Here is a 12,479-nt window from a genome sequence, read left to right as displayed (position 1 = left end):
AATCAATCGTAAACAATTGTCAAATTCGGCGAAAAGTAATTGCCTATGAGAAATTTGTTGTATTTTCAATGCGAAAATGAGCGACGATTTGATCGGTACTGATCGCGTCATATAATCCAAATCATGGGAACAACTGAATTAAATACATTTGCGCAGGGCTTTGTATCCAGTGCCTATATGCGTGTGCTTTTTGAGTATTTAAAAAATCAGGGAATTGATGCCTCAAAGCTATTAAATGAGCCGGCACCGGACGAGGTCGACCGAGTTCTAGTTCGCTACCCGCTGCAACGCTGGGTCTCTCACTTGCAATGTGCCGCAGCTCACCTGGGAGACCCCCTATTAGGATTGCACATGGGGAAAACAGTTACGCCGGGGCATTTTGGAGTCATTGGCTACATATTCGCGTCGTGCCCCACTCTTGGCGCATCGCTGTTGCGTCTGCAAGCATACGAGCGCCTTGTGCAGGAGATAGATCAACATCCCATGGAAGCTCCTATTTTTGACGGAAGCGATCTTGTGCTTAAATGGCCTGGGGGAAGTTCCGGGGGACATGGGCGACTGAACCATGAATTTGGCATTGCTACATTTCTGCAATTTTCCAAGTCCATATCCAGTCAGGATGTCAAACTAAAGCAAGTGTGTTTTATTAATCCCGAGCCGTCATCCCTAAATGCCTATAGGGATTTTTTTAATTGTGAAGTGCTTTTTAATCAAGTCGCAACTAGCGTGCGCGTACCACTGCATTCGTTGACTGTTCCCGTAAAGAAGCCAGAGCCCATATTGATAGCTCTGTTAGAGAAGCAAGCAAATGAATTCCTAAATCAGCTACCTACAGCGAACGAGTTCGTGATGTCAGTTCGACATTGCATAACAAGCTTAATTCATGAAGGCGAACCTGAGTTGGACGGTGTCGCGAGTAGACTGAACATAACGCCAAGAACATTACGCCGCCGCCTTGACCAATACGACACGAGTTTCCGAGAGCTGCTTGATGCAATTCGTCAGCACTTGGCACAACAATACTTACTAGATCCGACATTGCAACTGTCTGACGTTGCTCAGTTACTTGGCTATTCCGAGCAAAGCACATTTCAACGTGCTTTTTTGCGCTGGACAGGGTCAACGCCAAACGTATATCGACGAAGTATCCAATGCCAATTTGTCGATTTGCATCCAAAATTGACCCACTTTGGAACTGAACCCCTCGGGCTGAGCCAAGATTTATAGCTTCTTATAATCTAATCATGGAAGCAGTTAAATTAAATATATATGCACAGGGCTTTGTATCCAGCGCTTTTATGCGTGTGCTTTTTGAGTATTTAAAAAATCAGGGAGTTGATGCGTCAAAGCTATTAAATGAGCCAGCGCCTAGCGAGATCGATCGCACTCTATTTCGTTACCCAATGGAGCGCTGGATCTCCCATATGGGATGTGCTGCAGCACACCTGGGAGATCCCCTTCTGGGCTTGCACATGGGGGCAACGATTACACCCGCCCATTTTGGAGTCGTTGGATACATATTCGCGTCGTGTCCAAATCTTGGCGCATCGCTGCAACGTCTGCAGGCATACGAACGTCTTGTGATCGAAGAGAACCAGTACCCCATGGAAGCGGCTGTTGATGGAAGCGATATTGTGCTTAAATGGCCGCCAGGAGTAATTTCTGGGGAACAGAGATGGCGTGAGTTTGGTATTGCAGCACTTCACCAATTTTCCAAGTCCATATCTAGTCAAGATATAGAATGGAAGGAAGTGTGTTTTATCAGCGCGGAGCCGCTTTGTCCAGATGCCTATAGGGACTTCTTTGGATGTGATGTACTTTTTAATCAAGTCGCAACCACCGTACGCGCACCATTGTATTCGATGGCATTCTCCTTAAAGAAACCAGAACCTATATTGGTCACTCTATTAGAGAAGCAAGCAAATGAACTTCTGGATCAACTACCGAAAGCAAACGAATTCGTAATGTCGGTTCGACGTTACATCACAAACCAGATTCATGAAGGCGAGCCAGAGCTGGATAACGTCGCGAGCAAACTTAATATAACGCCTAGAACATTGCGTCGCTATTTGGACCAATACGATACTAGTTTCCGAGCGCTGCTTGAAGAAATTCGTCAGCAATTGGCGAAACAGTATTTGCTAGATCCAACATTGCAACTGTCTGACGTCGCTCAATTACTTGGCTATTCCGAGCAAAGCACATTTCAACGCGCATTTTTGCGCTGGACGGGATTAACGCCCAATACGTATAAACGAAATATTCAATCTTGAATAATAAAATTGCGTTATTTTTCGTCAATCCATTGCAGTGATTTCCACGCCAGCGGCACATAATTCCTGGAGCTGGTATTTTTTTCGAGTTGCGCTAAAAGCTCGTAAAAACACTGTCCCTTTCGGCTCAGGTACAACGCGTGACAGGGGAAATGCATCTGAATAAATCGCTGCTGGAGTTCACAAAAACAAACGAAGAAAGTGCCAATAAGGCGATAGATATTGTGATTGGCGTAGGGCTCGTACTTGGCGACTGCCCTCGTCCTTCATCTTGTCCTTGGGCTAGATGTGATCTGCTTGGATTTGTTGGGCAGCGTATTGAGCCGCTCTAATCGATAACCGTAGCAATAAACCGGCGCAAGACGGTAGCCATTTTCCGGCCGCAATTCCAGCTTGCTGCGAACGCGACAAATATGGGTGTCCAGCGTCCGAGAAGGAATCTCAATATCTCGCGCCCATATTGCCTCGATAATATAGCTTCGCGAGAGTGCTCGCCCCATGTTCTGAAAAAGTAATAATGCAAGGGAAAAATCCTTTGACGTAGTCTCAATCTTCTTTCCCGCCAAAGTCAGACAGCCAGAGTTCGTATCGAATAAATAGTCGTTAAACGCAATCTGCCCGGTTGCTTGATGATGCGGATAGGCTCGGCGCAGCAATGCTCGGACACGCGCCAGCAACTCACTGTGCTGAATTGGATTATGTATATAGTCGTCGGCACCAGCGTCAAGAATTTCAACTAAGCTACTTTCACCTGAACAACTCGAGACAAACAGAACTGGAATGGTCTTAGATAATTTTCTTCGTACCCAATCCAATATTTGGGATCCGCTAAGATCGGGCATATGCCAATTCAAAATCAGCATATCGTAACTCTCGCGCCTTAACTCCTTCAATATCTCATTACAGTTTTGGAATGGAGTGCAGATCAGACCGGTAGCGCGAAGCGCCTGGCAAATTAAATCTGTGTATTCTGGTTCGTCCTCAAGGATGGCGATTTTCATGTTTAGAATTTCCTTATGGAACAGTTTATAAAGAGCATCTATCACCTTAGATCCGCATGCACATTTACTCTAGGACATAATGTAAATTTGTCTAGCAAAATAATTAAGTAATTGGCAATTTATGCAACATCCCTGAGATTGATGTGCTTCTATTCAGCCCTTGTACCTCGCAAACCGTATGATCACGAGATAGGAGTTATGTTATGGCTGCCAGTGAAAACATGCGCGAAACCAGTACCGGTATTGGATCTGATTATGAGCAGTTGCCGTTTTTCGGTGCGGACGATCAATCGGATCCGATGCTCAAGCCAGTAACGATAGCGAGCTGTTCCATTGCGTATGGTGGTCAGGGTCGGTGTGCGCGAACACTCGACCTCGGCTGTGGAAGCGGCGCACTTCTGGAGCGAATTGGCCAGTGTTGCGAATCGGCCGAGTTAGTAGGAATCGACATCTCGTTCACTGCTTGCACGGAGGCACGTCGACGACTTGAATTGTTTGGCAATCGAGTTCAGATCATTTGTGCCGATCTGCTCGAGCTTGATCCAGCATCACTCGGTCAATTTGACATGATCTATGCAGTTGGCCTGGCGTACTGTGTCCCGTTAGCAGTTGCCGATCGCGTCTACGCCTTCATCCGGAGCTGTCTGAAGCCCGGTGGCGTCGTGGTGATAGGTCATTACACCGGATCGCGAGCAATAGCGGAGGAATCACTATTCGCGATGGTCCGAGAGAAAGTCCCATGCGATCTACCACCACACGAAGCAATCCACCAGGCGCGCCTGGTGCTGTCGGAGCTCGAGGCACGTTACCAATCAAACGCAACATCCAATATTGAAAAATATGCGTTCGAACTCGCGATGGGCCGTCACGCGGTGCTGATCTATCACGAAATCCTGAACCCTAACTGGCGGCCGCTGAAAACTGCATATCTGGAGCAGGTGCTTGCTCCTGCAGGAATAGGATTCGCATGCTCTCTTGCTCCAGAACTTATTCAGTCGGCGGCGACATCGACTGCACGAATCGCCGCTACTGAAGTACACGACGACCTTGGCGGCGGCCACAGATATTCACTATTCGTCAGATGGCAAGATCGCCAACGCCCCGACTTGTGGTCCCCTTCCCTGCAGTGGCAAACGTTCCTGTCGCCTGCGCCAACAGCTGAGGCGCCGAACAGGTATAAGCATCCAGATGTAAAGACCGGATTCGACCTCAACAATGAGATCACTCGATGCTTCGCTGAAGTAACGCGCGTTGCCCCAACTTCTCTTCTGACAATTCGTGAACTCGTGAATTTAAGCCAAATTGATCGTGAAACACTCACGAGCGATGTATTGAAATTGATTGGGTATGGGGCGATCAGACCATCTCTTCGCGCTGACACGCAAACAACATAAGTAACTCAGAAAATTCGGGCAGCAGGTCAAATAGCAGCTTTGCTTCACAAGCTTGGCCGAGAGCCAGGATCCGTTCATCAGCGACGATCTTGGCAACGTTGGGTAGATTCCAAATTGAGCCGTACGGATCTCGAGGGAGCAGGTCAATAATAATTGAACCATAGGAAATTCCATACTTAAGCTGCGACTAAGTTTATTTTTTGGGAATACGGGAAAATACTTTCTCATGCACCCAAGGATAGTCTGGGTGTTGTTGCAACTCAGAGCATTCTGGAAAACTGAGTGTCAGAGGCAAGATGCCAAATCCGGTTTCAGCCGCGGCCTTCACTTCCTTCATCGCCTCGTCAAGCATTCCCATGGCAATTAAAGCCGGCAGATATATCGCGCCGATGCTGCTATGTTTTTCGATGATTTCCAACGCTCCTGCACGATCACCACACCGCGCAAGTATGTATGCTACGACCCTCGGCTCGTTGGCGTGCGTGTAGCGGCTTTTTTGTACAAAATGACGCGCGGCATGACCGATCTCCGGTTGCGGATCCACCCAAGCTAGCGTGTAGAGTAGAGTCATATAAGACGAAGGACTATTTGGATGAGATGAGTACGCGCTTCGTGCTTGAGCAAGTACTTCAGCCGGATTTATATTTGCGCAAGCATAGGCGCGTGCTAATGCGACGGCCATATGTGGCGAGAATGGGTTGAGTTGAATGGCTGTACGGAAAGCGCTGATGGCTTCGGACGGGGAATTACTGATCAATAAATGAAAACCATAGCAATAATAGGCGACATCATCGTCAGGAGATATTTGCAATGCTTGCTCGTGCATGCCCCTAACCTCATCAAAATGCCACTTGCAATCGAGGAGATAGCCCATCTGCGATTGCAGGCCTTGCAGACACGGCTCGGCATCTTGAACGATTTTTAGTTGGTCAAGAGCGTCCTCGATTTGTGAGCGCTGTATATTCCCGTCAAAAATAGCTCTGTCGGCCACATATTGGGCGAGCAGCAGTTTGGCCACCATATATTCGGGAGCCTTGGCGATGACATTTTTGAGTATCGATTCAGCCTGGGAAAAGGCATCCAGAGAACGACGGTCAAGTAATTGCCGGGCGTGGATGCAAGCCTCGACTAATGCGGCATGGGGCTTTGCCGCATCGGATTTGTGGGAGGAATGATTCATCGCCGGCACAACCGATAATCGCTGTACCTTACCCGACAAGATCGTCAGACGATAGCCCTGGCCATAAAAGGCATCAATCTCCACCACGCCAAGATTGGAGAGAGCCCGGCGCAGTTGCGTAATGCAGCGGGCCAAACTTTCATCCGACATGCGCCCAGCCCAGACATTTTTTGAAAAATCTTCCTTTGAAACGACTTTCGGCCATGCATTGAGCAACAAACGAAAGGCCCCGCGTTCCTTTGGGGGCAAAAAGAGAAGTGAATTTTTGTAAGAAACAAAACCATCCCGGTCTATATCGAACCCCGCAGAGACTGGATCCATATCGGCAAATGCGCCTGATGAGTTATGCATTTCAGCGATCCCAAAAAAACATACGTTTTTTGCAATCAACGACAATCAAATTTGCATCACTTATATTTTGTCGGCTATTCAATTGTAGTAGTTTCGACTTGATCGGACATTCCCCATGTTTGACGTGTGCAGTTGTCAGGTCAAGTTTGAGTCGTTCCAAATAATGGATAGCGACTATCGCCCGTTGCCGCTTTTGCACGGAAATCGGCAATCGTCGAACGGCGCTCTACAAACCGCTTGGCCTTACACCCGGCTCGCAGGCAAGTTCCACCCAAAAAAATGTGCAGCGAATGACCGGAATTGGTCGACCACAACCAACTTGCCAGCTTTCCTAATAGATTACCCTCGGCCGGGATCAGATTTCACGTTCATCAGAACGTTTGCGGTGAACGCTGCCAGGCCAATAGTAACGCAGCCTGCAGAGATGGATACGATGGGAACAGCAGCTGCATGACCGGTAAGCACCAAGCCGAGACCGAGCATGAAAAATGGCAGACCGATGTTGTGCAACCAAAAATGAATTCGCGCGAGGAGCGTCAATGCTGCCGCCGGGTAAAGATGATAAATCAAACCCGCAAGCGCGAGCGAAGCCCAGCCAAGCAAAGCGAGATGTGCATGGACTGGAGCCAAAACGAAGTTGTCGGTCGCCCCCATATAGCCGCCAAGTAACGCGCCGGCGAATAGATAGATCACCGCGATCTTGAGAAATCGAATACCCATTGAAACCTCCTGTGAAAACAAACAACTATCGTTAGCGGTGTCAGCTAAATCAATCAATTGATCAGCGACCAAGCCTCGACGCTGCAGAGGCTTGGCGCAACCAACAGCTCAGCACAATGCTGACGCGTCACCTTGCTTGACAACGCCTTGATTTGGCGACAATGTCGCCAACAATTATCTATGTGTTAGTTCCGCTGCGATCGTCTCAGCCATCGGCGTTGTTGGTCGGCCGATCAATGCACTGAGCTGGCGCTTATCGTCGAAAAGGCCACCTTGCGAAGCGCCACTGTCAGAATCTGCGAGCAGATCCGCGACTGGTTCGGGCAGACCAAAGCCCACGAGCGCCGATTTGTATTCCTCACGCGGCAGGTTCATGTAGTTGACCGTCTTGCCGGACTGCCGCGAGATTTCGGCCGCGAACTCCGACAAGGTATAGGCAGTATCCCCTGCCAGTTCGTAGACCCGTCCGGCTTGATCGGGAAACGTCATCGCCAATGCAGCCGCGGCGGCATAGTCAGCCCGCGAAGCCGAAGCAATTCGTCCGTCGCCAGCGCTACCCATCAGCACACCGTGAGCCAGCGCCGTTGAAATTGAAATCGTGTAATTTTCGGTGTACCAACCATTGCGCAACACAACGAACGGGATGGCTGAAGCTTTAAGCATCGCCTCGGTTTGAACGTGGTCAGCCGCCAACCCCAACGGAGATGTGCTGGCGTGTAGAACGCTCGTGTATCCGATCAGCTTGACTTCACAATCAACCGCCGCGTCAATCACGGCGCGGTGGTGAGAGGCGCGCTGTCCGGACTCGAGCTCGCTCGACGATATCAGCAGTAGCTTATCCGCGCCAGCAAGCGCTGTCCTAAGCGACGCTGGCTGCGTGTAATCAGCCTGACGGACTTGAACGCCTAGAATCGATAGATCGGCCGCCTTCGCAGGATCGCGAACTACAGCGACGATGCTTGACGCGGGTTCCGTGCGTAAAAGGTTTTCAATGACCAGACGACCGAGCTGCCCTGTGGCCCCTGTAACAACTATCATGACAAATTCCTTGGTTTGGTTGAGTAAGGCACCTACAATAATGTATTAGCTTACTTTCCGTAAGTACGCACCGATAGGTTAGTGTAGAGATGGCCACGCAAAACAAACTGATCGCATCTGAGTCCTTTTCCGCACAAGTCAAACGCCTGGGGCTCCCATCGACTGAATGCCCATGTCGTGAGATGCTTAAAGACGTCACGAGTCCTTGGGGCATATTGCTGCTTATCGTACTGATGGGCGAAGTTCGACGTTTCAGCGAGCTGCGCAGAATGGTCGGTGGGGTGAGCGAAAAAATGTTATCGCAAACCTTGAGGCGCCTGGAAGCACACGGGTTGGTTCATCGGAAGTCTTATGGGACCGTACCGCCCCACGTGGAATATTCCTTGACTCCACGAGGAAGAATTCTGGGAGAGAGAGTTGAAGCGTTGGCCGATTGCATCGATACCATGCTTCCCGACAGTTTAGATGTACGGCGCCCCCCTTCGCCAAAACTCGTCTAAGTAATTAACGGATAGCTGACATCAGGGAGCCTTATTGGAATCCAACCTTGAAATTACCAGGCATACGCCGTCGGCGCCTGTATTGCACCAGGGCGGCATATGCAAAGGTGGGATTGATGGCGGGCGCGCGACCTGCATACATGGCGGCACAGCTTGGGCATATGGGGCGATCAGACCATCTCTTCGCGCTGACACGCAAACAACATAAGTAATTCAGAAAAATTCGGGCAGTAGGTTAGGAGCTTCAGGAATCGAGCCTATGCCTTGAGGACGACCTTCAAATGCGGAACTGGCCTTTCGGTCACTGCATTTTGCGCTGCCTCGACAGGTTTCATGGCGGCGATAATAGAGCCATCGCCAACGAGGAAATACAGGAGTTTTCCTGTTCAAAAAATAAAAAGCCCGCTCACCGTTTGGAGCGGGCATTGGCCATCTAATTAAACTTCCACTTTGTCAATTAGGTTAGATCAGTCGGTGCCGTATCTCGGTGAGTGCGGGCCATACAGTATGCCATTTGGTTGATGGGCAGACAGCAAGCGTTGACTAGTTACTCCGGCAATAACATGGCTTTTATCAGAAAGATTGTTTGCAATTTGATTTACCGCCGCAGTAACCAGCATACCTATCAACCCGCCACCACTATTTCTTCCTTCATTACTCGACGCGCTAGCCGTCCCGGACCATAGCGTTCCACCTGTTTTTAGGTCTACAAGCTTGGCATCGGCAGTCACGACCACGGCGCTGCTGAGAACCGCATAAATTGAACCGTACTTGCTAACGGTCACATACAACGCCGCATCGGCTCCGAAGATCTCATTTAGCTTGGCTGGCGCTATCGCTTGAATATCTGTGGCGTTAGTCATGCCATTTTGCTTGAGCGTTTCATCAACCAACGCGACCGGCAATACATAATAACCAGCCTCACCCAAAGGGTACGTCATTTGCGACAACATGCCATATGTCGCATTGACGTCAGGAGAGGTATTCACTGGCGGTAAAACCAGAATTGATTTAGGACGGCTTTGTTTGAACGCCGTATAGTCAACAACATGCTTAGCGCGTGTCGCACAACCAGCGGCAAGAAGGAGCAAAGATAAACAAAGAAGCGATCTAGAAATTTTCTTTAGCATATTATTTCTCTTGTTTTTTTGATTTTTTCGTCAGGAAATCCATGTAAGTGGATGACTCCGGGAACAGAGTTTTCTCAGTCTCGAATTCCTGTATTACTTGATCGTTTTTTCCAATGCTCGCATATAGCATCCCAAGATGAGCATGATACCCAGGAGGAGCCATATTTCCCGTCGCCCGGATTTTCTGTAAATCCTGTTCGAGTGCACTGATTTGTTCCTCCACGCCTTTTTGACCTTTGAAGTACTCGTATACCTGTGGCTGATAGCTCTCCCATTGATAGAGCTGCTTTGGCGCTGTATGACAACCGGTAAGCGCAATGCAACTCAATAGCGTCAATGCGCCAATATTCCCTAGCTCTAGCTTCTTCATGTTCGCTCGCCCCTCTTAGTTATTCTTATTTTCCAGGTTGCCAAGCGCCCGAATCAATAGCAGACACCAGATTGTTAATTGCTTCCCGCATCGCCAAATCAAGTACTTTTCCGTTCAGCGTGGAATCGTAATTGGCCGTACCGCCGAAACCGATGATCTCGCGATTGGATAGGTTATATTCGCCGGCCCCTTGGGTGGAAAACACCACTTCGGACGTCTTGACATTGACAATATTCAAACTCACCTTTGCATAGGCGGTCTGGATTTTTCCACGCCCCAGAATGCCGAACAGCTGTTGGTCGCCAACTTCCTTGCGACCGAACTCGGTAACATCGCCAGTCACAACATAATCAGCACCCTTAAGGCTCTGAGCTTGTTTTTGGATTGCCGCTTCCTGTTTCATCTCTTCCATATTGTCCCGGTCCAAAACATTGAAACGGTTAGTTTGTTGAAGATGACTGATCAGAATAGTCTTGGCTTGCCCACCAAGACGATCCACACCGTCAGAAAAGATACCGCGCATATAGCTGGAACGATTATCGAACTTGCCAACCGCAATTTGAGTGCGCGCGCCAGTGTATGGTTTGCCAGCGCTTTCCACTTTTTGCACTGGCAGAGAATTTGATGTTTCGGTCGCACAGCCTCCGAAAGTGCACAACAATGCGGCCATAGCCAACACTGGAATTGTTCTAGTTTTTTCCATGAGTTAATCCCAAAAAACAAAATTTTTATCGAGAAAATATTCAATAATTTTGCAGAGTGATGCAAATTTATTGCTTATTTAGCTGCCCCACTAAAGTCCCTGTATTGCCATCTGATTTAAGCAAGAACGGAATCGAACGTATGTAGCCATTATTCCCAATCAACGGCACAAACGTAATTCCTGTATTCCCTGTAAACCGAAGTCCAGCGGGAATCTGACATGCATTGGTATTACCTGCGGCGGCGGTCAAAATCATTTGATAGAGATTTTTGCTGGTGCCTGGCGATGCGAGTAACAACGTACCGCTGACATTGCAGTTTAAAAACGTACCAGTAAAAGTCCCATCGCTCCCAATCACCAACGAATCACCTGATTTCGACCACGTTCCTCCCACGCTGCTTTGATTTACGGAAAGTGCGTTGGCCGGATCGTAGGTCCAGGAAAAATTGTTAGGGTTAGCGGATGCCGTCATATAGCTACCCGCAAAGGTTTGCTTAGCAGTGTATGTGCCACTGCCAGAAGTTGTGGGACTGAACAAAAAGTTTGATGTCTCAAGACCGGATATGAGAGACCAGCCGGAAGAAGTCGTGGAAATCACTCCGAACAGATGTTTTGGCACTGCGGACGAGTTTATGTTTATTGCAGACAGATTATTCTGCGAATCAATGAAACCAATTTCAGGGAAGAAGCTACTGGCATTACTCCAGATACCCTCAACCCCATTTCCCACAGCAGCAGTTGAGCCTGGTTGGGGACTAGCGAGACTAGGCAACGCTTCTCCAATAACAGGCTTCGGCGGTGGCGTAGTTGCGGGCGGCGGTGAGGTAGCAGGTGTCGTTACGGCAGTAGGAGGCGTATTAGTCGCAGGTGGCGTATTTGTCGCAGCGTTGTCACTTCCTCCCCCACCACCGCAAGCTGCTAGCGTAAACAATGTAATTGTTAGTGCAAATTTTGTTTTCATAATCTGGTAATTGAATTATTTTTAAAGTAGGGCTAATTTCTAAATGGGGATTGACCATCTAAAAATCGTCGCATGGACTAACCAGATTCAGCAAAGGAAATACCTGAAATCCAAGGAGCCCTTTGTTCCATTTTTATGCGCTCTATGGCAGCCCGACTCTAACCAAAAACAAATTGTTAATGATTGTCATGTCATTCAAAATGGCTGGATTTTGCAATTGTTTTCTTTTCCGTTAGACAATTCATTGAGCGAGGTTGTGCCATAACAACGCCCTGCTTTGCCGTAACTTCAAAAGCGCAGGTTGAAGCCGTCGAGGAAACAGACTAGATCGCGCGACTTTCACCAATAACTTAGCTGTGCCGAGAAAATTGCACCTTAGGCTGTGGCAAACGCATCCTCCGCAACCCGTCGCGTCGCATCTAGTTCGCAATAACGGGAGTCATAGTCAGCAGATACTATGTAGTGCGCGTTCTCCAGAAAGGCCGCGCAGACTGGATCCCCCTCTTCTTTCATTTTGTCTTGGGCTCGATGTGATACCTGCCTTTCTCATCGAAGAAATAGGGAAACTTGGACGCCTGGTCTAGCAGGTCTTGGACTTGCCGATTGGAGAACGTGATGCGGGCATCCTTGACAGCCTCGGCGGCCAGCACAGAGCACTGGGCACGCAGATTGAAGAAGCGATCGTCGCTCACGCCCGCGGCTTCGTCGACAATGATCAGCTACGCCCAGCGGTGCTTACCGGCGATGCCAACCGACTGTCCTTTAGCGAGCGCGACGCGCTCCACAAACCACTGCTCCTCGAAGCTAGGCCCTATGCAATATTGTTTAGAGCCGCAACCATGCACTACAAATCAATGC

At 48.9% G+C, this 12,479-nt stretch carries 13 protein-coding genes; 4 read left to right on the top strand and 9 right to left on the bottom strand.

The features are described 5' to 3' along the window. Positions 1-123: 123 nt before the first annotated feature. Both KHU30_RS00550 and KHU30_RS00545 read left to right on the top strand, forming a co-directional pair. Positions 124-1,227, top strand: a complete 1,104-nt coding sequence (locus tag KHU30_RS00550; protein WP_211440716.1) for an AraC family transcriptional regulator — start codon at positions 124-126, stop codon at positions 1,225-1,227. A gap of 17 nt (positions 1,228-1,244) precedes the next feature. Continuing rightward, on the top strand, positions 1,245-2,273 hold the full coding sequence (locus KHU30_RS00545; RefSeq protein ID WP_211440715.1) for an AraC family transcriptional regulator: 1,029 nt from the start codon (positions 1,245-1,247) through the stop codon (positions 2,271-2,273). A 266-nt stretch (positions 2,274-2,539) separates the two neighbouring features. On the opposite strand, the gene KHU30_RS00540 is transcribed toward KHU30_RS00545, so the two are convergent. After that, on the bottom strand, positions 2,540-3,274 hold the full coding sequence (locus KHU30_RS00540) for a response regulator transcription factor (RefSeq protein WP_211440714.1): 735 nt from the start codon (positions 3,272-3,274) through the stop codon (positions 2,540-2,542). Between the two features lie 203 nt (positions 3,275-3,477). On the opposite strand from KHU30_RS00540, the gene KHU30_RS00535 reads away from it, so the two are divergent. Then, positions 3,478-4,668, top strand: coding sequence for a class I SAM-dependent methyltransferase (locus KHU30_RS00535; protein ID WP_211440713.1), 1,191 nt, complete (start codon positions 3,478-3,480; stop codon positions 4,666-4,668). Positions 4,669-4,861: 193 nt separating this feature from the next. Here the strand turns inward: KHU30_RS00535 and KHU30_RS00530 are convergent, their stop codons facing one another. The 3 genes from KHU30_RS00530 to KHU30_RS00520 form a co-directional block, all read right to left on the bottom strand. Beyond that, positions 4,862-6,244 carry a winged helix-turn-helix domain-containing protein gene (locus tag KHU30_RS00530; protein ID WP_211440712.1) on the bottom strand — a complete coding sequence of 461 codons (1,383 nt, stop codon included), beginning with the start codon at positions 6,242-6,244 and terminating at the stop codon, positions 4,862-4,864. Between the two features lie 294 nt (positions 6,245-6,538). Further along, positions 6,539-6,919 carry a hypothetical protein gene (locus KHU30_RS00525; RefSeq protein WP_211440711.1) on the bottom strand — a complete coding sequence of 127 codons (381 nt, stop codon included), beginning with the start codon at positions 6,917-6,919 and terminating at the stop codon, positions 6,539-6,541. 174 nt (positions 6,920-7,093) lie between these two features. Then, on the bottom strand, positions 7,094-7,957 hold the full coding sequence (locus KHU30_RS00520) for an SDR family oxidoreductase (protein WP_211440710.1): 864 nt from the start codon (positions 7,955-7,957) through the stop codon (positions 7,094-7,096). Positions 7,958-8,046: 89 nt separating this feature from the next. Between KHU30_RS00520 and KHU30_RS00515 the strand changes: the two genes are divergently transcribed. Continuing rightward, positions 8,047-8,457: a winged helix-turn-helix transcriptional regulator gene (locus KHU30_RS00515; protein WP_211440709.1), complete on the top strand. Its 411-nt coding sequence runs from the start codon at positions 8,047-8,049 to the stop codon at positions 8,455-8,457. Between the two features lie 467 nt (positions 8,458-8,924). Here KHU30_RS00515 and KHU30_RS00510 read toward each other — a convergent pair whose 3' ends face one another. From KHU30_RS00510 to KHU30_RS00490, 5 genes are all read right to left on the bottom strand, one after another. Then, positions 8,925-9,587 carry a DUF799 domain-containing protein gene (locus tag KHU30_RS00510; RefSeq protein WP_211440708.1) on the bottom strand — a complete coding sequence of 221 codons (663 nt, stop codon included), beginning with the start codon at positions 9,585-9,587 and terminating at the stop codon, positions 8,925-8,927. Between the two features lies 1 nt (position 9,588). Beyond that, a complete protein-coding gene (locus KHU30_RS00505) occupies positions 9,589-9,957 on the bottom strand; it encodes a DUF4810 domain-containing protein (protein WP_211440707.1) in 369 nt (122 codons plus the stop codon). A 25-nt stretch (positions 9,958-9,982) separates the two neighbouring features. Beyond that, entirely contained in the window at positions 9,983-10,660 is a 678-nt protein-coding gene (locus KHU30_RS00500; RefSeq protein WP_211440706.1) for a CsgG/HfaB family protein, read from the bottom strand. A gap of 67 nt (positions 10,661-10,727) precedes the next feature. After that, positions 10,728-11,621, bottom strand: a complete 894-nt coding sequence (locus KHU30_RS00495) for a hypothetical protein (protein ID WP_211440705.1) — start codon at positions 11,619-11,621, stop codon at positions 10,728-10,730. A gap of 509 nt (positions 11,622-12,130) precedes the next feature. Beyond that, entirely contained in the window at positions 12,131-12,313 is a 183-nt protein-coding gene (locus tag KHU30_RS00490; protein WP_211440704.1) for a hypothetical protein, read from the bottom strand. Between the last annotated feature and the right edge of the window lie 166 nt (positions 12,314-12,479).

The organism is Collimonas humicola (genome assembly GCF_018304945.1).
In the GTDB taxonomy this organism is placed as follows: Bacteria; Pseudomonadota; Gammaproteobacteria; order Burkholderiales; family Burkholderiaceae_D; genus Collimonas; species Collimonas humicola.
This window is presented reverse-complemented; position numbering and strand designations above follow the sequence as displayed.

Coding starts and splice junctions, on each gene's coding strand:
- KHU30_RS00510 (WP_211440708.1), bottom strand. CDS start 9,587: ATGCTAAAGAAAATTTCTAGATCGCTTCTTTGTTTATCTTTGCTCCTT.
- KHU30_RS00520 (WP_211440710.1), bottom strand. CDS start 7,957: ATGATAGTTGTTACAGGGGCCACAGGGCAGCTCGGTCGTCTGGTCATT.
- KHU30_RS00535 (WP_211440713.1), top strand. CDS start 3,478: ATGGCTGCCAGTGAAAACATGCGCGAAACCAGTACCGGTATTGGATCT.
- KHU30_RS00505 (WP_211440707.1), bottom strand. CDS start 9,957: ATGAAGAAGCTAGAGCTAGGGAATATTGGCGCATTGACGCTATTGAGT.
- KHU30_RS00525 (WP_211440711.1), bottom strand. CDS start 6,919: ATGGGTATTCGATTTCTCAAGATCGCGGTGATCTATCTATTCGCCGGC.
- KHU30_RS00500 (WP_211440706.1), bottom strand. CDS start 10,660: ATGGAAAAAACTAGAACAATTCCAGTGTTGGCTATGGCCGCATTGTTG.
- KHU30_RS00515 (WP_211440709.1), top strand. CDS start 8,047: ATGGCCACGCAAAACAAACTGATCGCATCTGAGTCCTTTTCCGCACAA.
- KHU30_RS00545 (WP_211440715.1), top strand. CDS start 1,245: ATGGAAGCAGTTAAATTAAATATATATGCACAGGGCTTTGTATCCAGC.
- KHU30_RS00495 (WP_211440705.1), bottom strand. CDS start 11,621: ATGAAAACAAAATTTGCACTAACAATTACATTGTTTACGCTAGCAGCT.
- KHU30_RS00550 (WP_211440716.1), top strand. CDS start 124: ATGGGAACAACTGAATTAAATACATTTGCGCAGGGCTTTGTATCCAGT.
- KHU30_RS00540 (WP_211440714.1), bottom strand. CDS start 3,274: ATGAAAATCGCCATCCTTGAGGACGAACCAGAATACACAGATTTAATT.